Annotated in this window: 22 protein-coding genes and 3 pseudogenes; 13 read left to right on the top strand and 12 right to left on the bottom strand. The window is 73.3% G+C overall.

What is annotated here, in order from left to right; genetic code table 11:
- Window positions 1-11: 11 nt before the first annotated feature.
- Entirely contained in the window at window positions 12-1,397 is a 1,386-nt protein-coding gene (locus AB0873_RS15940) for an FAD-dependent oxidoreductase (protein WP_366600488.1), read from the top strand.
- 28 nt (window positions 1,398-1,425) lie between these two features.
- On the opposite strand, the gene AB0873_RS15935 is transcribed toward AB0873_RS15940, so the two are convergent.
- From AB0873_RS15935 to AB0873_RS15925, 3 genes are read right to left on the bottom strand one after another with little or no spacing between them, the layout of a single operon-like run.
- Window positions 1,426-1,989 (bottom strand): GerMN domain-containing protein, encoded by a 564-nt coding sequence (locus AB0873_RS15935; RefSeq protein ID WP_366600487.1) that lies wholly within the window; start codon window positions 1,987-1,989, stop codon window positions 1,426-1,428.
- Complete coding sequence (locus AB0873_RS15930) at window positions 1,986-3,344, bottom strand: HAMP domain-containing sensor histidine kinase (protein WP_366600486.1); 1,359 nt, start codon at window positions 3,342-3,344, stop codon at window positions 1,986-1,988. Before AB0873_RS15930 ends, AB0873_RS15935 begins: the two co-directional genes overlap by 4 nt.
- Window positions 3,341-4,015, bottom strand: coding sequence for a response regulator transcription factor (locus tag AB0873_RS15925; RefSeq protein WP_155331726.1), 675 nt, complete (start codon window positions 4,013-4,015; stop codon window positions 3,341-3,343). Before AB0873_RS15925 ends, AB0873_RS15930 begins: the two co-directional genes overlap by 4 nt.
- 141 nt (window positions 4,016-4,156) lie before the next feature.
- Between AB0873_RS15925 and AB0873_RS15920 the strand changes: the two genes are divergently transcribed.
- The 5 genes and pseudogenes from AB0873_RS15920 to AB0873_RS15900 form a co-directional block, all read left to right on the top strand.
- Window positions 4,157-4,504, top strand: a complete 348-nt coding sequence (locus tag AB0873_RS15920) for a hypothetical protein (RefSeq protein ID WP_155331725.1) — start codon at window positions 4,157-4,159, stop codon at window positions 4,502-4,504.
- A complete protein-coding gene (locus AB0873_RS15915) occupies window positions 4,501-5,049 on the top strand; it encodes an STAS domain-containing protein (RefSeq protein ID WP_155331724.1) in 549 nt (182 codons plus the stop codon). Before AB0873_RS15920 ends, AB0873_RS15915 begins: the two co-directional genes overlap by 4 nt.
- Before the next feature lie 67 nt (window positions 5,050-5,116).
- A complete protein-coding gene (locus tag AB0873_RS15910) occupies window positions 5,117-5,410 on the top strand; it encodes a BON domain-containing protein (RefSeq protein WP_366600484.1) in 294 nt (97 codons plus the stop codon).
- A 116-nt stretch (window positions 5,411-5,526) separates the two neighbouring features.
- Window positions 5,527-5,880 (top strand): PadR family transcriptional regulator, encoded by a 354-nt coding sequence (locus AB0873_RS15905; protein ID WP_366600483.1) that lies wholly within the window; start codon window positions 5,527-5,529, stop codon window positions 5,878-5,880.
- Window positions 5,881-6,187: 307 nt separating this feature from the next.
- Window positions 6,188-6,715: pseudogene (locus AB0873_RS15900) on the top strand (PH domain-containing protein); the annotation flags it as partial.
- A 475-nt stretch (window positions 6,716-7,190) separates the two neighbouring features.
- On the opposite strand, the pseudogene AB0873_RS15895 reads toward AB0873_RS15900, so the two are convergent.
- Window positions 7,191-9,165 (bottom strand): annotated as a pseudogene (locus AB0873_RS15895) (cellulase family glycosylhydrolase).
- A gap of 342 nt (window positions 9,166-9,507) precedes the next feature.
- On the opposite strand from AB0873_RS15895, the gene AB0873_RS15890 reads away from it, so the two are divergent.
- The 4 genes from AB0873_RS15890 to AB0873_RS15875 all read left to right on the top strand — a co-directional run bounded on the left by AB0873_RS15890 (window position 9,508) and on the right by AB0873_RS15875 (window position 12,046).
- On the top strand, window positions 9,508-10,071 hold the full coding sequence (locus AB0873_RS15890) for a sigma-70 family RNA polymerase sigma factor (RefSeq protein WP_366600482.1): 564 nt from the start codon (window positions 9,508-9,510) through the stop codon (window positions 10,069-10,071).
- Between the two features lie 93 nt (window positions 10,072-10,164).
- Window positions 10,165-10,920 carry a zf-HC2 domain-containing protein gene (locus tag AB0873_RS15885; RefSeq protein ID WP_366600481.1) on the top strand — a complete coding sequence of 252 codons (756 nt, stop codon included), beginning with the start codon at window positions 10,165-10,167 and terminating at the stop codon, window positions 10,918-10,920.
- The gene (locus tag AB0873_RS15880; protein ID WP_366600480.1) at window positions 10,910-11,134 is read left to right on the top strand and encodes a hypothetical protein; all 225 of its coding nucleotides are present in this window, start codon (window positions 10,910-10,912) and stop codon (window positions 11,132-11,134) included. Before AB0873_RS15885 ends, AB0873_RS15880 begins: the two co-directional genes overlap by 11 nt.
- Window positions 11,135-11,272: 138 nt before the next feature.
- Window positions 11,273-12,046 (top strand): M23 family metallopeptidase, encoded by a 774-nt coding sequence (locus AB0873_RS15875; protein WP_155331717.1) that lies wholly within the window; start codon window positions 11,273-11,275, stop codon window positions 12,044-12,046.
- 64 nt (window positions 12,047-12,110) lie between these two features.
- Here AB0873_RS15875 and AB0873_RS15870 read toward each other — a convergent pair whose 3' ends face one another.
- Both AB0873_RS15870 and AB0873_RS15865 read right to left on the bottom strand, forming a co-directional pair.
- The gene (locus AB0873_RS15870) at window positions 12,111-13,274 is read right to left on the bottom strand and encodes an acyl-CoA dehydrogenase family protein (RefSeq protein WP_366600479.1); all 1,164 of its coding nucleotides are present in this window, start codon (window positions 13,272-13,274) and stop codon (window positions 12,111-12,113) included.
- A 47-nt stretch (window positions 13,275-13,321) separates the two neighbouring features.
- Entirely contained in the window at window positions 13,322-14,470 is a 1,149-nt protein-coding gene (locus AB0873_RS15865; RefSeq protein WP_366600478.1) for an acyl-CoA dehydrogenase family protein, read from the bottom strand.
- 89 nt (window positions 14,471-14,559) lie between these two features.
- Here AB0873_RS15865 and AB0873_RS15860 point away from each other — a divergent pair, with 89 nt between their 5' ends.
- The 3 genes and pseudogenes from AB0873_RS15860 to AB0873_RS15850 all read left to right on the top strand — a co-directional run bounded on the left by AB0873_RS15860 (window position 14,560) and on the right by AB0873_RS15850 (window position 17,760).
- The gene (locus AB0873_RS15860) at window positions 14,560-15,225 is read left to right on the top strand and encodes a TetR/AcrR family transcriptional regulator (RefSeq protein ID WP_366600477.1); all 666 of its coding nucleotides are present in this window, start codon (window positions 14,560-14,562) and stop codon (window positions 15,223-15,225) included.
- A 44-nt stretch (window positions 15,226-15,269) separates the two neighbouring features.
- Window positions 15,270-16,687 (top strand): annotated as a pseudogene (locus AB0873_RS15855) (aldehyde dehydrogenase family protein).
- A complete protein-coding gene (locus AB0873_RS15850; protein ID WP_366600476.1) occupies window positions 16,684-17,760 on the top strand; it encodes an alcohol dehydrogenase catalytic domain-containing protein in 1,077 nt (358 codons plus the stop codon). The pseudogene AB0873_RS15855 and the gene AB0873_RS15850 overlap by 4 nt, the downstream one beginning before the upstream one ends.
- 450 nt (window positions 17,761-18,210) lie before the next feature.
- Here the strand turns inward: AB0873_RS15850 and AB0873_RS15845 are convergent, their stop codons facing one another.
- The 6 genes from AB0873_RS15845 to AB0873_RS15820 all read right to left on the bottom strand — a co-directional run bounded on the left by AB0873_RS15845 (window position 18,211) and on the right by AB0873_RS15820 (window position 22,842).
- Window positions 18,211-18,960, bottom strand: a complete 750-nt coding sequence (locus AB0873_RS15845; protein WP_366600474.1) for an alpha/beta hydrolase — start codon at window positions 18,958-18,960, stop codon at window positions 18,211-18,213.
- A gap of 570 nt (window positions 18,961-19,530) precedes the next feature.
- Window positions 19,531-19,716 (bottom strand): hypothetical protein, encoded by a 186-nt coding sequence (locus AB0873_RS15840; protein ID WP_366600472.1) that lies wholly within the window; start codon window positions 19,714-19,716, stop codon window positions 19,531-19,533.
- Between the two features lie 56 nt (window positions 19,717-19,772).
- The gene (locus tag AB0873_RS15835) at window positions 19,773-21,050 is read right to left on the bottom strand and encodes an MFS transporter (RefSeq protein ID WP_366600471.1); all 1,278 of its coding nucleotides are present in this window, start codon (window positions 21,048-21,050) and stop codon (window positions 19,773-19,775) included.
- Between the two features lie 52 nt (window positions 21,051-21,102).
- The gene (locus tag AB0873_RS15830; RefSeq protein ID WP_155331710.1) at window positions 21,103-21,321 is read right to left on the bottom strand and encodes a hypothetical protein; all 219 of its coding nucleotides are present in this window, start codon (window positions 21,319-21,321) and stop codon (window positions 21,103-21,105) included.
- Entirely contained in the window at window positions 21,318-21,497 is a 180-nt protein-coding gene (locus AB0873_RS15825) for a hypothetical protein (RefSeq protein ID WP_155331709.1), read from the bottom strand. Before AB0873_RS15825 ends, AB0873_RS15830 begins: the two co-directional genes overlap by 4 nt.
- A gap of 133 nt (window positions 21,498-21,630) precedes the next feature.
- A complete protein-coding gene (locus AB0873_RS15820; protein WP_366600470.1) occupies window positions 21,631-22,842 on the bottom strand; it encodes a helix-turn-helix transcriptional regulator in 1,212 nt (403 codons plus the stop codon).
- Window positions 22,843-22,923 lie beyond the last annotated feature (81 nt).

Here is a 22,923-nt window from a genome sequence, read left to right as displayed (position 1 = left end):
AGGGAGAGGCGATGAGCGGGACCCCGAGGGACCGGGCGGTCGTCCTGGGCGCAAGCATGGCCGGCCTGTTCGCCGCGAAGGTGCTCGCGGAGGCGTACCGGGAGGTGGTCCTGGTGGACCGGGACCGGTTGGCCGACGGGACGGCGCCGCGCCGCGGGGTCCCGCAGGGCCGGCACCTGCACGGGCTGCTCGCCCGCGGGCAGCGGGCCATCGAGGAGATCTTTCCGGGCTTCACCGCCGAACTGACCGCCTCGGGCATGCGCTCCGGTGACCTGGGCACCCGGATCCGCTGGTACTTCGACGGCCGCCGCCTGGCGCCGGCGGAGACCGGCCTGCTGGTGGTCGGGGGCTGGCGGCCGGGGATCGAGGCCCTGGTGCGGCGGAAGGTCCTCGGCCTGCCCGGGGTACGGCTGATCGACGGCACCGACGTCGTCGCGCCGGTCGCCGCCACGGACGGCACCCGGATCACCGGCGTCCGGATCCACCGCCGGGACGCGGGCACCCCGGAGGCGCTCGACGCCGACCTGGTGGTGGACGCGACAGGCCGCGGCTCGCGGACCCCGACCTGGCTGGCCGAGCTGGGGTACCCGGCGGTTCCGGAGGAGCGGGTCAAGATCGGGCTGACGTACACGAGCGCCCGGTTCCGGTTCCGCGACGACCCGTTCCACGGCGACGTCTCGATCAACCCGGTCGCCACGCCGGCCCACCCGCGCGGGGCGTTCCTGGCCACCCTCGGCGAGAACCGGGGGCTGCTCTCGCTGACCGGCGTCCTCGGCGACGAGCCGCCGACCGACCGGGACGGCTTCCTCGCGTACGCGCAGTCGCTGCCGGTGCCCGACGTCATCGACGCGGTACGGGACGCCGAGTTCCTCGACGAGCCGGTCTCCTTCCGGTTCCCGGCGAGCGTCCGCCGGCGGTACGAGCGGCTGCCCCGCGTACCCGACGGGCTGCTCGTGGTCGGCGACGCGCTGTGCACCTTCAACCCCGTCTACGGCCAGGGCATGACGGTCGCCGCGTTGGAGGCGCTGCTGCTGCGCCGGCACCTGGCCGCCACGGCGGCACCGCGTCCGGGCCGGTTCTTCGCCGACGTCGCCCGGCTCCTGGACGCGCCATGGGAGGTCGCGGCGGGCGGCGACCTCGCCCACCCCGGTGCCGAGGGCCGGCGTGGGCTGATGGTGCGGATCGCCAACACGTACCTGGCGCGGGTGCAGGCCGCGGCCACCAGGGACGCGCGGGTCACCGAGGCGTTCCTGCGGGTGGCCGGCCTCGTCGACCCGCCCCAGGCGATCATGCGCCCGTCGGTGATGTGGCGGGTCCTGCGCCGGGGCGGCCGGCCGGCGGCGCCGGCCCGGGGCGCCCCGACCGCCGTCCGCCCGACTGCCGACGACCGCGGCTGAAACCGCCCGACGGTCCCCCGCGGGGACCTCAGCCGGGGCGGGTCAGCTCGGCGTAGTCGGCGGCGGTGAGGGGCGCCAGCGACAGCGACCCGTCGGCGCGGGGCACCCCGAGCGGCTGCCCGTCGCGCAGGAACGACACCGAGTCGACCTCCGCGCGGGCGGTCAGGGTGCACACGATCTGTCCGAAGGCGAGGATCTCGTCGCTGCGACCGATCTCGTCGCCCGCCTCGGGCACCTCGACCTCGGCCCGGTCGCCGGCGAGCCGCACGCCCGCCACGGTGACCCCGCCGGGCAGCGCGGTGGTCAGGCCGTTGTCGCGCTCGGCCTGGTTCGGGCCGGCGAGCAGGTGCTGGAGTTGCCCGTCCAACGTCGGCGGCGTGTCGATCCGCCGGACCACGGGCACGAGGCGGTCGTCCCGGAGGAAGCACAGCACCTCGTCCACCTGACCGGCCGGCACGGTCGAGGTGGCCGTGCCGGGTGTGGGGAACGGACCGGGCGGCACCTCCACGGCGCGTGGCCCGTCGTCGGTGGGGACGCCGCAGCCGGCGAGGAGCAGGGCGAGCAGGACGGCCGCCGCCGCGCGCGCGGTCACCCGACACTCCCGGGCAGCTCCACCCGGAAGCGGGCGCCACCGCCGGGCCGGTCCCCCACCGTCGCGCGCCCGCCGTGCGCGGCGGCGTGCTGCGCGACGATGGCCAGGCCGAGGCCGGTGCCGTCGGTCCCGGCGCGGGCGTGGGCGGCGCGACCGCGGACGAAGCGGTCGAAGATGCCGTCGCGGTCCTCCTCCGGTACGCCCGCGCCCGCGTCGTCCACCTCGATCACGCCGGTGCCGGTGCCGGCGTCGACCGACAGGCGCACCGCGACCGGACCGCCGCCGTACCGGTCCGCGTTGTCGAGCAGGTTCACCAGCAGCTGCTCGGTACGCCGCCGGTCGACCCGCCAGTCGGCCGGCGTGTCCGGCTCGACCCGCACCAGATCCTCGGGGAGCGCCCGGGTGCGGCACACCTCGCGGGCGAGCGCCGCCACGTCGACGTGTTCCCGCTGTGCGGGCTGGTCGGCGCGGGCGAGCTCGATGAGGTCGTTGACGAGTTGCTGGAAGCGGTCGATCTCGTCGGCCACCAGCCCCGCCGCGGTGGCCGTCCGTTCGTCGTGGTGATCGCGGCGCCTGGTGAGGACGCTCGCCGCCGCGGAGAGGGTCTGCAGCGGCGAGCGCAGCTCGTGGCTCACGTCGGCGGCGAAGCGGCGGTCCCGCTCGATCCGCCGGGCCAGTTGGTCGACCATGTCGTTGAACGAGGTCGACAGCCGGGTCAGGTCGGGGTCGGTGGCCGGGGCCAGGCGGGTGGTGAAGTCCCCGGCGGCGATCTTCTCGGCGGCGTCCGCGACCGCCGTCAACGGGCGCAGGCTGTGCCGCGTCGCGTACCAGCCGAAGGCCGCGCCGGACCCGGCCACCATGATCGCCACGGCGGTCAGCGCCAGGGCGAGCACCTGGAAGGTCTCCTCCAGCTCGCGCAGCGAGGTCAGCTCGTAGTAGGTCGCCCGCTCCGACAGCGGCACACCGACCAGCAGGGTGGGCTGCCCGGCCAGCCGGACCCGCTGCACCGCGGGCCGGCCGGCGCGCACCCGCTCGTGCAGCGCCTCGGGGACGCCGGTGGCGGCGGTCTCCGCGGTCCGCGCGTACCAGGAGCCGTCCAGGTGCAGCAGCGGGCGTCGGGCGCTGCCGGTGTCCAGTGACCGCAGCACCTCGGCGACGTCGGGGCGCTCGGTGTCCAGCCCGGTACGCACCACCGCCGCGTCGAAGTACGCCGCCCGCACCGCGGTGCGTTCCCGCTCGTCCAGCAGGGACCGCCGGGTCAGGTCGTACGAGAACAACGCCATCGACGCGGCCAGCAGCGCGGCGCCGACGGCGAACCCGGCGGTCACCCGCGCGCGGAGCCCGAGCCGTCTCATCGCTGCAGCTTGTAGCCGAGCCCGCGCAGGGTGACCAGGTGCCGCGGGTTGCCCGGTTCCGCCTCGATCTTCTGCCGCAGCCGCCCGACGTGCACGTCGACGAGGCGCTCGTCGCCGGTGTCGTACCCCCAGACCCGCTGGAGCAGCTGCTGCCGGGACAGCACCCGGCCGGCGTGCTCGGCGAGCTCGCAGAGCAGCCGGAACTCGGTCCGGGTCAGCGGCACCGGCTGCCCCGCCCGGCGTACCTCCCCCGCGTCGGGGCTGATCTCCAGGTCACCGATGACCTGTACCGGCACCGGTCCGGTCAGGGCGCGAGCCCGGCGGCGCAGCGCCCGCAGCCGGGCCGACAGCTCCTTGATCGCGACCGGCTTGACCACGTAGTCGTCGGCGCCGGCCTCCAGCGCGGCGACGATGTCGTGGGTGTCGTCCCGGGCGCTGACCACCACGATCGGGACGTCGTCGTCCCGCCGCAGCTGCCGGATGCACTCGAACCCGTCGATGCCCGGCAGCATCAGGTCGACCAGCACGTAGTCCGCGGGCTCCGAACGCTGGAGGCGCAGCCCCTCCTCGGCGGTCGCCGCGCCGCGCGCGGCGTACCCCTCCTCCTCCAGCGCGAGCAGCAGCGCCAGCCGGATGCGGTCGTCGTCCTCGATCACCAGTACGGCCGTCATACCGGAATCATCCCTGCCACCAGGGCAGGTGCCCACCTCCGGTGTCCCGCCGGGGAATTTGTCACACGACTGTCATGCAACTGCGCCGGCCGCTACAAGAGCCCCTTGAAGGGTGAAGGACATGCCCGAAGGGACGCGACGATGACCGGCGACGCACTCGTCCACGCCCTCGTCGTCGGCCTCGCCGTCGGCGCGTTCGGGCGGCTCGTCCTGCCCGGGCGGCCGGTCGCCCCGGTCTGGCTGACCCTGGCGGTGGGCGTCGGCGCCGCCCTGCTCGGCACCATCAGCGCCCGGGTCGCCGGGGTCGACGTCGCCGCACCCAGCCCGCTCCGGCTGGCTGTCCAGGCCGGCTTCGCCGGCACCGCGGTCCTGCTCGCCCTCGTCACGGCGGGACGGGCCCCGCGCCCGACAGGCCACGCCACGACCCGGTGGCGATCCGCCATCGACCCGACCACGGTGCCGGCGGACCAGGAAGGGAAGGGCCGATGACCGTCGTGCCGGACGAGCACGTGATGACCCTGATCTGCGACGGCTGCGGCGACACGGCCGCGAGCACCGCCGTCGTCCTGCCCGACGCCGAGGTTGTCTGGACCCTGGTGTCCGAGCACGGGTGGACCGGATCCCCGTTCGCGACCGGCCCGCACCGCTGCCCACGCTGCACTCCCCTCCCCACCCCCGGTTCGGCGGCGGCCGGCCCGCACCCCCTCGGGATCGACGACCTCGACGAGGTCGACGATCCGGTGCCGGCCGCCGCCGAGGCGGAGACCGACGCGCTGCGCGCGGCGCTGGCCGCGGCGGAGGAACACGCCGGCCGGGTGACGGTCGACCTCTCCACCGTCGAGCACATCGACTCGGCCGGCCTCGGGCTGCTGGTCCGCGCCCGGCAGGAGGCCCGCCAGCGGGGCATGGAGCTGTGCCTGCACGCCCCCTCCCGGTTCGTGCTGACCGTGCTGCACACGATGCGTCTGCAGGCCGCGTTTCCGGTGGTTCCGCCCCGGTCCGGCAGCGCCACCGAGCCCGAGGTGCTTGTCTGAGCGGAGCGCCGCGCCGCCCGGTGCCCGGCGGCACCGCGCCCCCCGAACCGAGGATGAGGACACCGACATGGTCATGCCCTGGCCCCTGCCCGAGAACGACCCGTTCCACCCGGCGTGGGACCCGCCGCAGCCGGACGACGAGGACACGCGACTGGCGGCGCTGGCCGCGCAGCGGCTCAGCATCGACTGGTCGACCCGCCGTCAGCAGATCACGGTGACGGTGCAGAACCGGGTGGTGATCCTCGCCGGCACGGTCGCCGATGTGCAGGCCCGCAAGGCCGCCGGGGAACTCGTCTGGGACGTGCCCGGCGTCGCCGACGTCTGCAACACCCTCCGGGTGGTGGAGCGGCGCCGCCGTTGACGCCGGGGCGGCTGTAGGACTCCTGGGCCGGTCGGGTCCTGCCCGCGCCGCGCGCGCCGCCGTGCCGTCCGATTGCCGACACCTTCCACTGTGGTGGGTCGTCCCTAGAATGGGACATGGCCCGGCCCCGGATCACCAGCGCCCTGCTCGACGTGCTCGGGCTCCTGCTCGAGGCGTGGGATCAACAGACCGAGGTGCACGGCTGGCAGATCATGCGGTCGGTGCGGCGCTCGGGCCCGACCGTCTACGCGGTGCTCGACCAGCTGGAGGACGCCGGCTGGATCACCGGCTCGTGGGAGCGGCGGGCCGCCGACTCACCGGTCCGACCACGGCGGCGGTACTACCGCCTGACCCCGAGCGGCGCCGAGGCCGCCCGCCGCGAGGTCCCGGCGCCGGTCCGGACGCCGCCGGCGCGCCCCCGCCCGGCTCCCGGCTTCGGCCGCGACGCACACGCCACGCCGGCGGGCTGACCCGGTGGGCACGGTCGAGGTTGTCCTGGCGCTGGTGCTGGGGCTGATCGTCAACGAGATGACCGACCTGTCGCCGTGGCTCGGCCGCAAGCTGGTCACCTGGTCGGCCCGGCTGCACTACCCGGACGACCACGAGCGGGCGGAGATCCGCGCCGAGGAGCAGGCGGCCATCATCAACGAGCGGCCCGGCAAACTTCTCAAGCTCGGCACCGGGCTGGGGTTCCTCGCCGACGCCGTACTCACCCGGCTGCGCCGGCTCGCCGGCCGGGAGCCCGGCGGAGAGGTGGCCGACGACCTGCTGGGCGCCCGGCGGGTCCTGCCGCTGGAGGACGAACCGACCCCCGGCGTCGCCCGGTACCTGTTCCCGACCGAGCGGTACCGGGGCGAGTGGCGCCGGCACTGGATCCACCCGGTGAAGAGCGTCGGCGTCGTCGCGGTCTACGCCGTCCTCGGCGTGCTGGTCGCCCAGCAACGCGTCAACCCCCGCTACACGGGCTGGGTCGTCGCCGCGGTGCTGGTGGGCGCGGTGCTGTTGACCGCGCACCGCGTCCTGGGCTGGCACCTGGGCCGGTTCGTGATCACGAACAAGCGGCTGATGTCGACCGAAGGCGTGTTCGTCCGCCGGGTGGGCATGATCCCGCTGCTGCGGGTGACCGACATGCGCTACGTCCAGTCCCCGTTCGGCCGCCTGCTCAACTACGGCACGTTCCAGTTGGAGTCGGCGAGCCGGCGCAACGTCCTGCGCCGGGTGGTGGACCTGCCCAACCCCAACGAGCTCTACCTGCGCCTGGTCGAGGAGATGTACGAACCGGACGCGGTGGAGGCCCGGCTGGGCGTCAACGTGACGGACCGCGACGCCGAGGACCTGTCCGACCTGGAGCTCGCCCTCGGCCACGGGACCGGGCGGCAGTGGCACGACGGCGTCATCTCGGGGTACGCACCGGGGCTCGACGTGGTCGACCCGGCGGCGGTACGCCGCGAGGTGGTCCTGCGGGTGGCCGATCTGGCCGCCCAGCTGACGGCGCTGACCGAGGCGATCAGCCGGCTGGAGCCCTCGCCGGCCGGGGCCGCCGGGCACGGCGACCCGGACGCGTCGGTCGCCACGGAGGAGACAGCTCCGGTCGGTCCCGCCGAAGCGCCGGTCACCCGGCCGGTACTGCGTCCCCGGCGGCCCCGCGCCGACCCGCTTCCGAACACCGGCGACTGACGGGCGGGTCGCGCGGGGTGAGGCCGGCCCGGAGACGCTGCGTCGTCTCCGGGCCGGCCCGTCGCTCAAAGGTTGACCCGGCCCGGGTCGGCGTCCGGCTTCGTCACGGGGCGGAGCAGGCCAGGTCGGTCGGGGCGGTGCCCGCGCCGGTGCCGGTGAACCCGAAGGTGGTGCTGGCCCCGGCGGCGAGCGTGCCGTTGTACGGCTCGTTGGTCACGGTGTTCGCGCCGCCGGACGTGGTCAGCCTGCCGTTCCACAGTGCGGAGATGGCGGTGCCGATGGGGTTGGTCCAGGTGACCCGCCACGTGCTGGTCGGGCCGGTGCCGGTGTTCCTGACCGCGACCTGCCCCTGGAAGCCACCCTGCCAGGAGTTGGTCACCGTCCACGTCGCCGCGCACCCGGCGCCGCCACCGCCACCGGCCGGCGTGGTGAACGTCCGGCCCGCCGACGGTGCCGACGCGTTGCCGGCGGCGTCGCGCGCCCGCACGCTGACGGTGTACGCGGTCCCGGCGGCGAGGTCGGTGGCCCGGTAGGTGGTGCCGGTGACGGTGGCGACGATGGTGGCCGGCCCGGACCCGACCGCCCGCAGCACGTCGTACCCCGTGACGCCGACGTTGTCGGTGGCGGCGGCCCAGGTCAGCGTGGCACCGGTGGCGGTCAGGTCGCTGACGGTCGGCTGCCCCGGAGCGGTCGGCGCGACGGTGTCGCTCCCGCCGCCCGCGTACCGCTCGGCCAGGCTGATGCCGGTGGTGGTGGAGGCGGCGCCGCCCAGGCGCACCTGGTGGTCGAGGCTGACGAACCTGCCGTTGTGCTGCCACAGGACCGGCTTGAGGATCTGGTTGTACTTCGTCTCGTCCCAACTGGTCCAGTCGTCGCGCAGCAGGCCGCCGGTGTCGCCCGAGTTCGGGTTGAGACACCAGAACGTGTGGTGGATGCCGTACTCGCCCATCATGTCGCGCAGCGCCGCCATCCACCTGTCCTGCCGGGCGTCCTGGCCGAGCCGGCCGCCCCACTCGCCGACGAGCAGCGGCGCGGTCCCGTTCTCGTGGAGGTAGAGCCAGTTCGGCCGCCACACGTCGCTGATCAGGGAGTTCTTGTCGAAGTCCTGCTGGAACCAGGGCTGCTCGAACACCAGGGGCCCGTAGTCGTGCGGGGAGTAGACGAGCTGGTCCTGGTGCGCGCCGAGGTTAACCGGGTGCTCGGCGACGCCGCGAAGGTTTCCGCCCCACCAGTTGTAGTGGTAGTTGGGACTGAGGTCCGGGTCGGTGTTCGGCGAGCTCCACGTCTCACCTGCGCGCGGGTAGACCTCGATTCCCTCGCAGAGGATCAGCAGGTTCGGGTTGACGGCGAGGATCCGCCGGCCGGCCGTCTCGCAGGCGTACTTGAAGTTGTCCTGGTCGGTGCTGGAGTCCCACTTGGCGCGCGGCGGCTGGTTCGGCGTGCCGTGCGGTTCGTTCTTGATGTCCATCGCGACGATCGTGTCGTTGGTTTTGTAGCGGTCGGTGACCCATTCCCAGCCTTTGGTAGAACAGTTCCGGCGTGATCGTGCCCTTCCACCACACCGGGTAGACGTGACCGGAGTTGTCGGCCTCGGCGCTGTGCACGTCGAGCATGACCTTCAGGCCGTACTTCTCGCACAGCTGCAACCAGTGGTCGAAGACCTGGAGGTTGTTCTTGCCGGCCAGCTCGGGGTTGACGTACGTGTTGACGTTCGGGACGACCGTCTGGCCGGCCTTCCACTCCAGCAGGAGCTGGGTGGAGATCGGCACCCGGACGATGTTGATGCCGCGTTCGGCCATCTGTCGGGTGATGGTCTCGATGTTGGCCGACCACAGGCCGTGGAAGACGCGCTCGGAGGCGTTGAAGCCGAACCAGTTGACCCCGGTCAACCACACCTGATTGCCGGCCTCGTCGACGATCCGGTTGCCGTCGGTGTGCAGCCAGTCGGCGGTGGGTGCGGCGGCGACGAGGGGGGCGGGGGTGTCGGGCGCGGCGACCGCGACCGCCGCTGGGGCGGTCAGGCCGACGGCGGCGCAGGCCGCCACGATGGCGGCCCGCATGCGTGCGCTTACAGGCATGTCCTGTCCTTCTCTGGTGGGGTGGAAGGCCGGATCGCCCGCCCGGTACGGCGATCAGAATCGATGGGAGCGCTTCCACAGAGGTTAGGGCGTTGTGCCGGCCAAGGGAAGGACGATCTCGCCGACGGTCCGGGATGGACGGCTTCGCGACCGCCCGACCGGCGCCGACCGTGCCCCCTGACCGCCGGGGCCCGCCGGCGCTCGGCGGCGGTTGATCCGGTCGGCCGTCCGGGACGTACCGGTGGAGGGGCGGGCAGCGTTCGGTACGGTACGCTACCGCCCGATCACTACGACGAATCGTCGTGGCCGGCGGCGGGCGCCGGGACGGGCGGGGAGGTGTCGATGGCGGACGACGACGCGGAGGTCACCGCGTGGGCCCTCGCCGCGGGGCGGGGGGACCGCGACGCCGCGGCCCGGTTCGTCCGGGCGACGCAGCAGCAGGTCCGCCGCTTCCTCGGCGCACTGGTGTCCCCCGCCGAGGCCGACGACCTGGCGCAGGAGACGTTCCTGCGGGCGGTGCGGTCGTTGCCGTCGTTCGCCGGCCGGTCCACGGCACGCACCTGGCTGCTCGCCATCGCCCGCCGGGTCGCGGTCGACCACGTCCGCGCCGCGACGGTTCGCCCACGGACGGTGCCCATGTCCGACTTCTACGACGCCCCGGACCCGGCCCGCAGCGGATTCGACCGGCAGGTGGCCCTGGAGCAGCTCGTCGCGGCGCTGCCGGCCGAGCGACGGGAGGCGTTCGTCGCCACCCAGATCCTCGGCCTGTCCTACGGCGAGGCGGCGGAGGTGTGCGACTGCCCGGTCGGCACCATCCGCTCCCGGGTGGCACGGGCCCGCGAGGACCTGGTGGCCGCAGCCGAAGGCCGGCCGGGCGCGCGCCGGGGCGGCGGCACGGCCGGCTGAACGCGACACTGGGCCGTCCCGGCGGTGGGAGTCCCCGGGCGGCGTCCGGAAAGTGCCGGGAACCGTCGCCGCCGCCGGTCCGACTACCGGTACATGGGGTGTGAGCAGTGGCGCGAGGTGCTGTCGGCGCAGCTCGACGGCGAGGAGACGCCGGCCGAGCGGGCGGCGGCCGAGGCGCATCTGAGTGGCTGTGGTGACTGCCGGTCGTGGTTCGACCGGGCCGCGGCGGTGACGCGGCGGGCCCGACTGTCGGTGCCGCTGCCCGGCACGGATCTCACCGACGCGGTCCTGGCCGCCCTACCCGCGTCCGCGCCCCGCCGGCGGCGGGGCCGCCTCGTGCTCGGCCTGCGGGCGGTGCTGGGTCTGATCGGCGCGCTCCAGCTGCTGCTCGGGCTGGTGCAGATCGGTCGCGGCGCGGCCGGCGCGCACGTCCACACCGCCGGCACGCTGGGCGCGGGGCACCTGTGGCACGAGTCGGCGGCGTGGAACGTCGCGGTGGGCGCCGGTTTCCTGTTCGTCGCGGCCCGCCGTACTCCCCCGACCGGCCTGGTGCCGATGCTGAGCGCCTTCGTCGGCACGTTGCTCCTGCTGTCGGTCAACGATCTCGTGCTCGGGCGGGTGGACGGCAGCCGGCTGGTCAGCCACGCGTTCCTCCTCGCCGGCTACGCCGTCGTCGTCGCCCTGTCCCGCCCCCGTCTGCGTCCCGGCGGCCCCGCCCGACGCGGACGCGGCGGTGACGGACCGCGCTGGCGCCTCGACGCCGACGAGCCGGCCGAGGTCCCGCGGCTGCGGCTCGTCCCGCCGCCGTACCCGGGATCCGCTCACCTCCCCGACCGCCGTGCGGCGTAATCATTATCGGACACAAGATCGGCTAGTCCGGGGCGCGCTGCGCGGCCTCCCGGCCTGGGCGCTGCTACTCGGCGTCCCGCTCGTCGTCGCCCTCGGTTGGCCGCTGCCCTGGTTCGGCGGCACCCTCGTCGCGTTCCTCGTGATGGACGCCGTCCTGGGCGTCGTCGCCCGACGGCGCGGACGTCCCCTGCCCGTGAGGTCCGACGTCGACTGACTGTGCCCTCCGGCGGCACGGACGAGGCGATTCGGCAGCCGGCTCCCGGCGGGGCGGGCCGCCGACCCTTCCCTTCCGTGGCGAAATCCGTCAGGCTTAGCTCCAATCATCGAAGGTTTTCGACATTGGAGGTGCTGGATGGGTAAGCGGTGGACCGGCCTGCTCGCGACCGCGCTGCTGACGCTCGGCGTGCTGCTGCCGGCAGCGCCGGCGGCGGCCGCACCGACGTTCAAGGTGCCCTTCCCGTGCGGCCAGTCCTGGTCCGGGCAGACCCGCACCAACCACAGCCCCGCGTACGCGGTGGACTTCAACCGGACCGACGACCTCGGCGACCCGGTGGTGGCCAGCGCACCCGGCACCGTCGACCGGGTGACCGACCTCGGCGGCACCAGCTACGGCAAGTACGTCCGGATCAACCACGGCAACGGATACAGCACCTACTACGCGCACCTCAACGGCTTCAACGTCTCGGTCGGGCAGACCGTCGGCTACGGCAAGGTCATCGGCTGGGTCGGCAGCACCGGCGGCTCCACCGGCCCGCACCTGCACTACGAGCAGCGGCTCAACGGCAGCGACATCCAGGTCCGCTTCAACGGGACCCTGGCCCTCTACTGGGGCACGAAGACGTACACCAGTGACAACGGCTGCGGCGGTGGCACCGCGACCGGCACCGTCAACACCAGCGGCACCCCGCTGACGGTCCGTTCCGGCCCCGGCACCGGGTACGACGCGGTCGGCACCGTCGCCGACGGCGCCACCGTCACCATCCGGTGCCAGACCAGCGGCACCACCGTCACCGGCACGTACGGCACCAGCTCCATCTGGGACCGGATCGGCGCCGGCCGGTACATCGCCGACGCGTACGTCTACACCGGCCACGACGGGTACATCCCGAACGTGCCGCGTTGCTGACGCAGGCGGTTAGGAAGGGTCCCTTGTACAGCGCCAGGCGTTAACAGGGGGCCCTTCCTTACCCTCAGGCTCCCACCTTCGTGTAGCCGCGCAGGAGGTCGCGGGCGATGATCAGGCGCTGCATCTCGTCGGTGCCCTCGAAGATGCGGTAGAGGCGCACCTGCCGGTACCAGCGTTCGATCGGCAGTTCCCGGGTGTAGCCCATGCCGCCGTGGATCTGGAGCACCCGGTCCACCACCCGGTTGACCATCCCCGCGCCGTACAGCTTCGCCATGGAGGAGGCGTGCCGGGGGTCGAGACCGGCGTCGACCGTCCACGCGGCGCGCAGCACCAGCCAGCGGGCCGCCTCCAGCTCGGTCTCGGAGTCGGCGATCATCCACTGGATCGCCTGGTTGGTGCCGATCTTCGCGCCGAACGTCTCGCGCGTGTTGGCGTACTCGATGGCCATCTGCAGCGCCCGCTCGGCGATGCCGAGGGCGTGTGACGGGATGGTGTAACGGCCCTTGCCGATCCACTCCATGCCGAGCGTGAAGCCCTGACCGACCTCGCCGAGGATGTTGCGGTGCGGCACGCGTACGGCGTCGAAGACCAGCGACGCCGGCCCGCCCTCGCCCATGGTCTGGATGAACTCCGACCGCCAGCCCATCGCCCGGTCCACCAGGAACGCGGTGGCACCGCCGTTGCGGGCGCCCCGGTCCGGGTCCGTCACCGCCACGACGATCGCGAAGTCGGCGTCGTTGCCGTTGGTGATGAAGGTCTTCTCGCCGTCGAGGATCCAGTCGTCACCGTCGCGCCGCGCGCGCAGCTTGATGTTCGCCGCGTCCGAGCCGGCACCCGGCTCGGTGATGGCGAAGCAGGAGACCCGCTCCCCCTCGATGGTCGGGACGAGGAACTCCTTCTTCTGCTCCTCGCTGGCGTGGAAGAGGATGTTGTCCGCCTCCCCGCCGAAACGGAACGGCACGAACGACCGGCCCAGCTCGGTCCAGATCAACGCCTGGGTGACCGCGGGCAGGTCCATCCCGCCGTACTCCTCCGGGGTGGCCAGCCCCCAGAAGCCGAACCGGCGCGCCTTGAGCTGGAGCTCCCGCAGCTCGCTGCGTTCCAGGCCGGGCTGGTGGGCCCGCTCACGGCGCAGCACCTCCTGCTCCAGCGGCATCACCTCCCGGCGGATGAAGTCGCGGGCGGTGTCCCGGATGGCCCGCTGCTCGTCCGAGAGCGCGAAGTCCATGTTGCCTCCTGGTCCTCTGTGGTGCGCGTACGGTCGTAAGCCCTGGTCTAGAAGGCGTTGACGCCGGTGAGCGCCCGGCCGATGAGCAGTTGCTGGATCTGGCTGGTGCCCTCGTAGAGGGTGGCGACGCGGGCGTCGCGCAGGTACTTGCCGACCGGGTACTCGTCGATGTAGCCGTACCCGCCGAACACCTGGATCGCGTCGTTGGCCGCGCGGACGGCGGCCTCGCTGGCGAACAGCTTGGCCATCGACGCCTCGGTGGCGAACGGCTCGCCCCGGTCGATCAGGTCGGCGACCCGCCAGACGAGCAGGCGCGCGGCGGCGGTGTCGACCGCGATGCCGGCGAGGAGCTGCTGCACGAGCTGGTGCCCGGCGATGGGCTTGCCGAACTGGGTGCGCTGGCCGGCGTAGCCGACGGCGGCGTCCAGGCAGCCCTGCGCGATGCCGACGCACCCGGCGGCGACGGACATCCGCCCCTTGGCGAGGGTGGCGAGCGCCAGCCGGAAGCCGCCGCCCTCGTCCCCGAGGCGGGCGGTGTCGGGGACCCGGACCTCGTCGAGGACGAGTTCCGCGGTGGCCTGCCCGCGCAGGCCGAGCTTGCCGTGGATCTCCCGCCGGGTGAGGCCGGGGGCGCCGGTCGGCACCAGGAACGCCGTGATCCCGCGGTGTCCGGGGCCGCCGGTACGGGCGAAGAGGAGCGCGACGTCGGCGGTGGTGCCGTTGGTGATGAACGTCTTCCGGCCGGTGATCAGCCAGGTGTCGCCGTCGCGGACCGCTCGCGTGGTCAGGGCGGCGGCATCCGAGCCGCTGTCCGGCTCGGTCAACGCGAAGCAGCCCAGCGCGGCGCCGGAGCAGAGCCCGGGCAGCCACCGCTCCCGCTGCTCGGGCGTGCCGTGCGCGGCGATCGACTTGGCGACCAGCCCGAGCGAGACCGAGACGATGCCGCGTACGGCGGAGTCGCCGCGCCCGAGCTCTTCGAGGACCAGGCAGTACGAGAGGTGGTCCCCGCCGGATCCGCCGTGCTCCTCGGGGATGGTCAGCCCGAGGAAGCCGACCTCGCCGAGCTTGCCGACGATGCCGCGGTCGACCGACTCGCGGCGGTCCCACGTGGCGGCGTGCGGCACCACCTCACGGTCGACGAAGTCGGCGGCCAGCCGGCGGACCGCCGCCTGCTCGGCGGAGAGGTGAAGGTCCATGCACGGTAAACTAGCGGTGCAAGTTTTCGGCTGTCCAGACCTGGGTGTGGCAAAGTCCCCGGCGGACCACCGAGCAGAGGAGGACGGACATGCCCCGGCCGCGACAGGCGCTGCTCACCCGGCAGCGGATCGTCGAGGCCGCCGCCGCGCTGATCGACGCCGAGGGGCTGGCGGCGTTCTCCACCCGCCGTCTCGCCGCCGAGCTCGGGGTACGCGGACCCTCGCTGTACAACCACTTCGCCACGAAGGACGAGATCCTCGACGCCGTCGCCGACAGCGTCACCGGCCAGGTGGACGTGTCGTTCTTCGGCCACGTCGACTGGCGGGAGGCGCTGCGCCGGTGGGGGCACTCCTACCGGGCCGCGCTGGCGGCCCACCCGCACATCGTGCCGTACCTCGCCCAGGGCCCGGGCCGGCGGCACGTCGCCCTGGCCATGGCCGACGCCGTGTACGGAGGGCTGGTCGAGGCGGGGTGGCCGCCGGCCCGGGCCACCCACATCGGCGCACTCATGCGGTACTTCGTGGCCGGCTCGGCGCTCGGCTCGTTCGCCCGGGGCTTCGTCGAGGACCCGTCGGTCTACGCCGACCAGTACCCGCACCTCACCCAGGCCCACCGCCTCGCCGAGCACCAGCAGCAGGTCGACGAGGGCGCCTTCGCCCTCGGCCTGGACGCGCTGATCGACGGCCTGTCCCGCACGTACGAGCGGACCGTGGGGCCACTTCCGCCTCTCCCGCCGGCCGCCGAACCGTACTAGAGTCGAAACTTGCACTGCTAGTTTTAGGCGACGTGAGGGGCTTGATGGATCTCGCACGGACCGACATCTACCTCGACGGCCACTGGGTCACGGCGTCCTCCGGGCAGACCCTCGACGTCCACAACCCGGCGACCGAGCAGGTCGTCGCGACCGTACCGGCCGGCACGCCGGCCGACGTGGACCGGGCCGTCGCCGCCGCCCGGGCCGCCTTCGACGGCTGGGCCGCCACCGCGCCGGCCGACCGCGCGGCCCGCCTCGACCGGCTGCACGCCGCCCTGACCGCCCGCGCCGACGAGATCGCCCGGACCGTCGCGCTGGAGCTGGGCACCCCGCTCAAGGTGGCCACCCGGGTGCAGGCCGGCCTGCCGCTGACCGTGCTGCGCAGCTACGTCGACCTGGCCGGGCACCCGCCGGCGCCGGCGACCGTCGGCAACTCCCTCGTCGTCCGGGAACCGGTCGGCGTGGTCGGCGCCATCACCCCGTGGAACTACCCGCTGCACCAGGTCATGGCCAAGCTCGCGCCCGCGCTCGCCGCCGGGTGCACGGTGGTGCTCAAACCCAGCGAGCTGACGCCGCTGACGGCGTACCTGCTCTTCGACGCGATCGACGAGGCCGGCTTCCCACCCGGCGTGGTCAACCTCGTCCCCGGCACCGGCCCGGTGGTCGGTGAGGCCATCGCCGCGCACCCGGACGTCGACATGGTCTCGTTCACCGGCTCCACCGCAACCGGCCGGCGCATCGCGCACCTGGCCGCCGACCGGATCGCCCGGGTCGCCCTGGAGCTGGGCGGCAAGTCGGCCAACGTGATCCTCGACGACGCGGACCTGGCGACCGCGGTGAAGTCGGCGTCGGCAACGCGTTCCTCAACTCCGGTCAGACCTGCACGGCGTGGACGCGGATGCTGGTGCACCGCGACCGGTACGACGAGGCGCTCGCGCTGGCGGCGAAGGCCGCCGACGGCTACCGGCTCGGCGATCCCTTCGACCCGGCCACCCGGCTCGGCCCGCTCGTCTCGGCGGCGCAGCGGGACCGGGTCCGCGACCATGTCGCCCGGGGCCTGGCCGACGGGGGCCGCCTCGTCGCCGGCGGACCGGACGCGCCCCTGCCCGAGCGGGGCTGGTTCGTCGCCCCCACGGTGATCGCGGACGTCGACCCGGACAGCGCGCTCGCCCAGGAGGAGGTCTTCGGGCCGGTCCTGGCCGTCATCCCGGTCGACGACGACGAGCACGCCGTCGCGGTCGCCAACAACTCGCGGTACGGCCTGGCCGGCGCCGTCTGGTCCGGCGACGAGGAGCGGGCCCTCGCGGTGGCCCGGCGGATGCGCACCGGCGCGGTCGACGTCAACGGCGCCCCGTTCAACCCGCTCGCCCCGTTCGGCGGCTACAAGCAGTCCGGCCTCGGCCGGGAGCTGGGCACCTACGGGCTGGAGGAGTTCCTCCAGACCAAGGCGATCCAGCGATGAGGGCGCTGGTCGTGCGGAAGGTCGGCGGCACGCCGCGCGTCGAGCAGGTCGAGCCGCCGGCCCTGGCCCCCGGGCGGGTACGCGTCGACGTCCGCGCCGCCGGTGTGTGCCACTCCGACCTGTCCATGGTGGACGGCACCCTGAAGCCGCCGTACCCGCTCGTGCTCGGGCACGAGGCAGCCGGCGTGGTGGTCGAGGTCGGCGACGGCGTACGCCGCGTGGCCCCGGGCGACCACGTCGTGCTGAACTGGGCCCCGCCCTGCCGCGGCTGCTGGCACTGCGGGCACGGCGAGCCGTGGCTGTGCGACCGGTCCGGCGGACCGGCCGCGCCCGGCGGCCGGACGTCGTCCGGCGAGCCGCTGCACGTCACCCTCGGCCTGGGCGCCCTCGCCGAGCAGGTGGTGGTGCCGGAGCAGGCGGTGATCCCGGTGCCGGCCGAGCTGCCCTTCGAGGCGGCGGCGCTGCTGGGCTGCGCCGTGCTGACCGGCGTCGGCGCGGTACACCGCACGGCGGGCGTGGCCCCGGGCGACTCGGTGGCCGTGATCGGTCTCGGCGGGGTCGGCCTGTCGGCGGTCTCCGCCGCCCGGGCGGCCGGCGCCGATCCGGTCGTCGCGGTGGACGTGTCGTCCGCCAAGGAGGCGATGGCCCGGGCGGCCGGCGCCAGCGACTTCCTCCTCGGCGACGAGACGCTCAGCCGGGCGATCCGCGGCCTGACCGGCGGGCGCGGCGTCGACCACGCGCTGGAGTGCGTCGGACGCGGCACCACCATCCGCGCCGCCTGGCGGGCCGCCCGCCGGGGCGGCCAGGTGATCGTGGTGGGCATGGGGTCGAACGACGACGTCGTCGGCCTCAGCGCCCTGGACATCTTCCACTCGGCACGGACGCTGCGATCCTCGGTGTACGGCTCCTCCGACCCCGACCGGGACGTCCCCGAGCTGGCCCGGGCGGTGCTCGACGGCACGCTGGACCTCGCTCCGCTGATCTCCGACCGGGTCACCCTGGACGGCGCCCCGGCGGCGTTCGACCGGATGGCCCGCGGCGAGGGCGCCCGGACGGTGGTGCTGTTCGACTAGGTCGACGATGGCGCGTTCGTCGTCGTCATCGAGCGGCTCGGTCCCCCCGGGTCCGGCGAGCACCCCGTGCTGGTCGCGAGAGTGCGGATCTCCTCCCACGACATGCGGGCCATCTGGACGGGGTCGCCGGTCGCGGGTGCTGCGTCGGCGAGGTGGGAACCGGGCTGGCTGGCGATGAGCATGCATACGCCGGGCGGGAGGTCGATGGCGGCAAGCTGATCAACTAGCCGGCGGGAGGGGTCAATCTGCTGGCCGGTACGCCGGCCCAGGACCCGGTCGACATGGTCGAGACCGTCGATGATGAGAAGCACGCTCCGCCCGGGCCGTGCTTCGCGGCATGCCTGGACTGCGATGGCGAGCTGCGAGTTGTTCGCACCGCCAGGATTTGCCGACACCGGGTCCGCCGGTAACGACGACGCGGCCGCCAGCGGGGGCGCGATGACCCGGTAACTAGCGGGTCGCGGCGCGGGCGGCGGTGTCGATGAGGTCCGCCACCGGGCCGGGTTGGGAGACGGCCACGGCGTGGGACGCGTCGATCTCGACCGTCGTGGATCCGGCCCGTTCGGCCATGAAGCGCTGCGCTGCCAACGGGATGGTCAGGTCCTGGCTGGTGATCATGGTCCAGGATGGGATGGTCTTCCAGGCGGCCCTGGTCGCCGTCTCCTCCAGGGCGGACGCCGCGATGGGCCGCTGGGTGGCCGCCATCAGTTCGGTGATATCCGGGGCGACGTCGGCGGCGAACACGTGCCGGAACTTGTCCTGCTGGATGTACAGGTCGGTGCCAGTGCCGCCGCCCGGCAGGGGCAGCGGCACGGGGTGGAGGGCTGCGCCGAGCTCGGCTCCGGGAAACTTGGCCGCCAACTCGCCCGTGCTCTCGCCGACGTCCGGGCTGAAACTGGCGACGTACACCAGGGCCTGGACGCCCTGGGCTCCGTCGGCAGCCTCGCTCATCACCGATCCGCCGTACGAATGGCCGGCGATCACGACCGGCTCGGACCGGCTGTCCAGGACGGCACGCAGGTAGTCGGCGTCCTCCTTGAGGCCGCGCAGCGGGTTGGCGACGGCGATGACCGGGTAGCCCCGACGCTTGAGGGACCTGACCACCTCGTTCCAGCTCGACGACTCTGCGAATGCGCCGTGGACCAGCAGGATGGTGGGAAATTCTGCTCGTCGAGCTGACCTGTCAGGACCGGCGTCCATCGGCACTCCTTTCGTGGTCCGCCGCCGTCGCTGCGCGCGTGCTGGCGGGAAGCGGCCGCGGCGAGAAGACGGCGGTTCGCTGGTGGGCCGGGTACTGGGCCGCACGGAGACCGCCAACATGCAACATGTAGCACGAAGGAGGCTGCCGGCGGCCAGCATCCAGAAAGGCCGGGCGTGATTGCTGGTCGGGGTGGCTGCCGCGGACACCCCTTCCGAAGTGGGTGCTAGGGTCGAAGCAACTAGCTTCTAGTTCAGAAGAAGCTGGGCCGCCCGGCGCAGCCGCCCGATCAGCGGAGACTTTCCCGGTAGCCCGTTCGCCGGCCTGCGATACCGCTTCGAGGACTACGACGACCGTCAGATCCGTCGGCTCCGCATCGCACCCTAATGATGTCCCGGCGTACTGGCTGCGGCGCGTGACGTGGCCACCAGATACGCCGAACGCGCATCTCTACCGGGCCAGCCTGGTCCTGATCGCGGCCATCATCTGGCTTCCGTGACCGACACCGGCTGCCCTATACGGCCACCTGGCGTGAGCCGACGAACCAGGCATCCGATCCCACATCAATCGGCTCATCGGTCCATGGCTGCACGATCGCGGCGATCACTACCGTCAACGGCCACATGTCCCATGACCCAACCCTCAGGCGTCACGTCAACGTGTGCGCGCAGTGGCCCCACGACCTCTGGTGGCAGGTCCCAGGACCGCTCCAGCAAGCCGTCCGCACCGAACTTCTCCACCATGTTGACCACGACCACGGCTAAACTCTAGTTACAGCTCACGTCACCTGACTCCATGATCGGCAGGACACGCCCTAGGTGGCCGCATCGCGTTCGGCTGCGCGGATGGCATCGTCGGTGACCCGGAGCATGCCGAGCAGCAGGGCGAGCGCCAGCGTACCCATGATGGCGAACACCGCACGGAGGCCGAACATCTCGGCCAGCAGACCGCCGGTGGCGGCGCCGAACGGCAAGGTGCCCCAGGCGATCAGCCGGTAGCCGCTGTTGACCCGCCCGAGGAGACGGTCCGGGGTGATCCGCTGGCGCAGCGACACCGTGATCACGTTCCAGGCGGCGAGCAGGATCCCGCCGCCGAAGTAGACCGCGCCCAGCGCGAACGGGTCGGTGATCAGCGCCGGCGCGCCGACGACCACGGCCATGGCGACCACCGACACGCCGAGCGCGCGGGCCCGGCCGAGCCGGCGCTCGATCCACCCGGCGAGGAGCGATCCGAGCACGATGCCGGCGGCGATGGTGGTCAGGAAGATCCCGTACCCGGGCTCGGTGAGCCCCATCGCCGAGTCCGGGCCGACCGCGTGGAGCACCAGCACCCCGAAGATCGCGTTCGTGGCGAAGTTGCCGCCACCGACCATCATCGCCAGCGTCCGCAGGAGCCGGTGCCGCCACAGGAACCGCAGCCCCTCCGCGATGTCGGACCGTAGGGTGCTCGGCGCGTCCCGCTCGACCCGGAACCGGCCGCTCACGAAGAGCAGCGCGGCGACGGCGAGGGCCCAGAGCCCCGCCGGCCCGGCCAGGGCGAGGGCCGCCCCACCGGCCACCAGGAAACCCGCCAGCGGTGGGCCGATGAACTGGTTGGCCGTCAGTTCGGCGGCGTGCAGCCGCCCGTTCGCCCGGGGCAGCATCTCCCGCGGGACGACCTGCGGCAGGATCGACTGGGCCGAGGTGTCGTAGAGGGTCTCGGCGGCGCCGACGCCGAACGCCACCGCGTACAGCAGCCAGATCGAGCCGGTGTCGAAGGCCACCGCCAGTGCCAGTGCCCCGAAAAGCGCCGCGCGCAGCGTGTTGGCGGCCAGCATCGCCCGGCGCCGGTCCAGCCGGTCGACGAGCGCACCGGCCGGCAGCGCGAAGAGCAGCCACGGCAGGCTGAACGCCGCCGCCACCCCGGCGACCAGCGCCGGCGAGTCGGTGTAGCCGATGGCGACCAGCGGCAGGGCGATCTTGACGATGCCGTCGGCGAGGTTCGACACCGCCGACGCCGACCAGAGCCGCCAGTAGTTGCCGCCCAGCCCGGCCGGGGCGGGGCGGGGCACCGCCGCCGGATCCGTGCGCAGTGGTTCCTCGACCCCCGTCATGCGACCGAGGATGGCAGAACTGCCGCGTCCTGTCTGTCCCGGTGCCGGATGCTCAGCGCAGCCAGCCGAGGAAGCGTCGGTGCAGCACTCCGGCCGGCACCCACGTCAGGTCGTTCGAGGCGCGCACCAGTTGGGCACCGAGGTAGAGAGCCAGGGATATCGGAGCGCCGTCGAACTCCGCGTGCAGTTCCCGCTGCCGGGTCCGGCAGGGCCAGGGCGTGCCGCAGCCGCCGCAGTTCCAGATCGGCAGCACCGGGCCGTGTGTGGTCACGCGCGGCCGCCGAGCAGCGCCGCCGTCAGCGACCGCGCCCGCCGACTGGTCGCCCACTCCACCTGCCAGCACGGGTACGGCGTCAGCCGCGACCACCAGGCACGACAGCCGGCACACATGCCGTCGAGCCGTGGGACGTGAAAGGCAAGGACGATTTGCTCCTGGTCGCCACTCACTGAAGCTCCTCCTCCGCCGGCCAGTGACCAGTGAGAGGGACGCGGCGACCAGGCGATCACCGCCCGCCGCATCCCGTGAGGAGAAACCTACGGAGCGTCGCAGGACGGAACGGGTAAGGTTCGTACCCCTAGATCACGAGACGAGGCCGACCTTCAGCGCAAGGTCGCGCACGTCGTCGCGCACGTGACGGGGACCGTCGAGCAGGTCCAGCGTGATCTGACGGGCGTAGCCGTTGAATCGGATCGTCTCCGGCGCCGACTCGTAGGCTTGCCGCAGGGCCGCCACAGTGGCCTCGTTGTCGCCCTTGCCGTAGTGGCCGCGGGCCACCTCGATGAGGTGTCGCGCACGGCGCGGCCTCGACGGGATGGCAGCAGGGTCAAGGCGCGTGGCCTGCCGCACCGCCTCACCGGACTTCTGCAACTCGACGGCCACGGTCAGGGCGTGGGCTCCCATGATGACCCGCGAGAACGACGTCTGCGGCTGGTAGAAGCCCTTTGGCAGACGTTGCGCCACCCGGTCGGCGCGATCCCAGTACCGCCACGCGCGGCCGTCCTCCCCAGCCCGGGCAGCGGTGTAGGCGGCCTCGAAGTTGAGCGCTCCCCAGAGCGCGAGCAGGTTCGCGTTCGCGTCGGCTGTCCGCGCCTCCAACGCCGAGACCACGTCCAAGTTCACCGACATCGCGGTGTCCCAGTCGCCCGCGTCCCGGTGCACCTGACACAGGAACCAGCCCGCGCAGGCCAGCGCCTCGGGATCGCCGGACTCCTGGGCGGCCACCATCGCCCGGTCGGCGACCCGCCACAGCAACTCGGCGGCCGGCTGGTAGGCGAGAAACATCTGCGTAAGTCCCAGCACCTCGGCCAGCAGCGCCTGTGCCCGCCGACGCTCGTCGCCCTCGTGGGCCAACGCGGCACGCTGCGCGTCCTGAACCAGATCCGGAAGCAGCGCGCCGAGCACCGTGCGGTGGTCCGACGCCTGGTGACGTGCCCGCCAGGCAGCGGTGAGGCGTTCCCTGATCTGCGTCAAGGGCTCGGCAGCGACGTCCTCGGACAGCGGGACGCGGTTCACCGCGTCGCGGACCGAGGCCAGCGCCGGATGTTCCGGCCCGTTGACGACAGCGGACCGGTCGCTCAACTCCCCGACCAGGGCCGACACGTCGACCTTGAGGGCGCGGGCGATCCGATCCAGCATGTGGATACGCGGGGGCAGGATCCGATCGGTCTCCACGGCCTTCACCCACTCGGCGCTCCGACCCACCAGTCCACCGAGCACCGCGCGAGTCTTGCCCGAGCGCTCCCGGTAAAGCTTCAGCCGCTGTCCGAAGGTCAGCTCTGGCATCGGATCCATTCCAGACCTCCCTGAACCGCGGGATGCGCCGTCGGCCTGCCGGCCGCCGTCGTGACCACGGTACTCACGGCCGCTCCGCCC

Source organism: Micromonospora sp. NPDC047707 (assembly GCF_040704235.1).
Taxonomy (GTDB): Bacteria; Actinomycetota; Actinomycetes; order Mycobacteriales; family Micromonosporaceae; genus Micromonospora.
This window is presented reverse-complemented; position numbering and strand designations above follow the sequence as displayed.

Bases quoted from the DNA above. Each gene is read 5' to 3' on its own strand.
- AB0873_RS15940 (WP_366600488.1), top strand. From the start codon at position 12: ATGAGCGGGACCCCGAGGGACCGGGCGGTCGTCCTGGGCGCAAGCATG.
- AB0873_RS15930 (WP_366600486.1), bottom strand. From the start codon at position 3,344: ATGAGACGGCTCGGGCTCCGCGCGCGGGTGACCGCCGGGTTCGCCGTC.
- AB0873_RS15925 (WP_155331726.1), bottom strand. From the start codon at position 4,015: ATGACGGCCGTACTGGTGATCGAGGACGACGACCGCATCCGGCTGGCG.
- AB0873_RS15920 (WP_155331725.1), top strand. From the start codon at position 4,157: ATGACCGGCGACGCACTCGTCCACGCCCTCGTCGTCGGCCTCGCCGTC.
- AB0873_RS15915 (WP_155331724.1), top strand. From the start codon at position 4,501: ATGACCGTCGTGCCGGACGAGCACGTGATGACCCTGATCTGCGACGGC.
- AB0873_RS15910 (WP_366600484.1), top strand. From the start codon at position 5,117: ATGGTCATGCCCTGGCCCCTGCCCGAGAACGACCCGTTCCACCCGGCG.
- AB0873_RS15905 (WP_366600483.1), top strand. From the start codon at position 5,527: ATGGCCCGGCCCCGGATCACCAGCGCCCTGCTCGACGTGCTCGGGCTC.
- AB0873_RS15890 (WP_366600482.1), top strand. From the start codon at position 9,508: ATGGCGGACGACGACGCGGAGGTCACCGCGTGGGCCCTCGCCGCGGGG.
- AB0873_RS15885 (WP_366600481.1), top strand. From the start codon at position 10,165: ATGGGGTGTGAGCAGTGGCGCGAGGTGCTGTCGGCGCAGCTCGACGGC.
- AB0873_RS15875 (WP_155331717.1), top strand. From the start codon at position 11,273: ATGGGTAAGCGGTGGACCGGCCTGCTCGCGACCGCGCTGCTGACGCTC.
- AB0873_RS15870 (WP_366600479.1), bottom strand. From the start codon at position 13,274: ATGGACTTCGCGCTCTCGGACGAGCAGCGGGCCATCCGGGACACCGCC.
- AB0873_RS15865 (WP_366600478.1), bottom strand. From the start codon at position 14,470: ATGGACCTTCACCTCTCCGCCGAGCAGGCGGCGGTCCGCCGGCTGGCC.
- AB0873_RS15860 (WP_366600477.1), top strand. From the start codon at position 14,560: ATGCCCCGGCCGCGACAGGCGCTGCTCACCCGGCAGCGGATCGTCGAG.
- AB0873_RS15850 (WP_366600476.1), top strand. From the start codon at position 16,684: ATGAGGGCGCTGGTCGTGCGGAAGGTCGGCGGCACGCCGCGCGTCGAG.
- AB0873_RS15845 (WP_366600474.1), bottom strand. From the start codon at position 18,960: ATGGACGCCGGTCCTGACAGGTCAGCTCGACGAGCAGAATTTCCCACC.
- AB0873_RS15835 (WP_366600471.1), bottom strand. From the start codon at position 21,050: ATGACGGGGGTCGAGGAACCACTGCGCACGGATCCGGCGGCGGTGCCC.
- AB0873_RS15820 (WP_366600470.1), bottom strand. From the start codon at position 22,842: ATGGATCCGATGCCAGAGCTGACCTTCGGACAGCGGCTGAAGCTTTAC.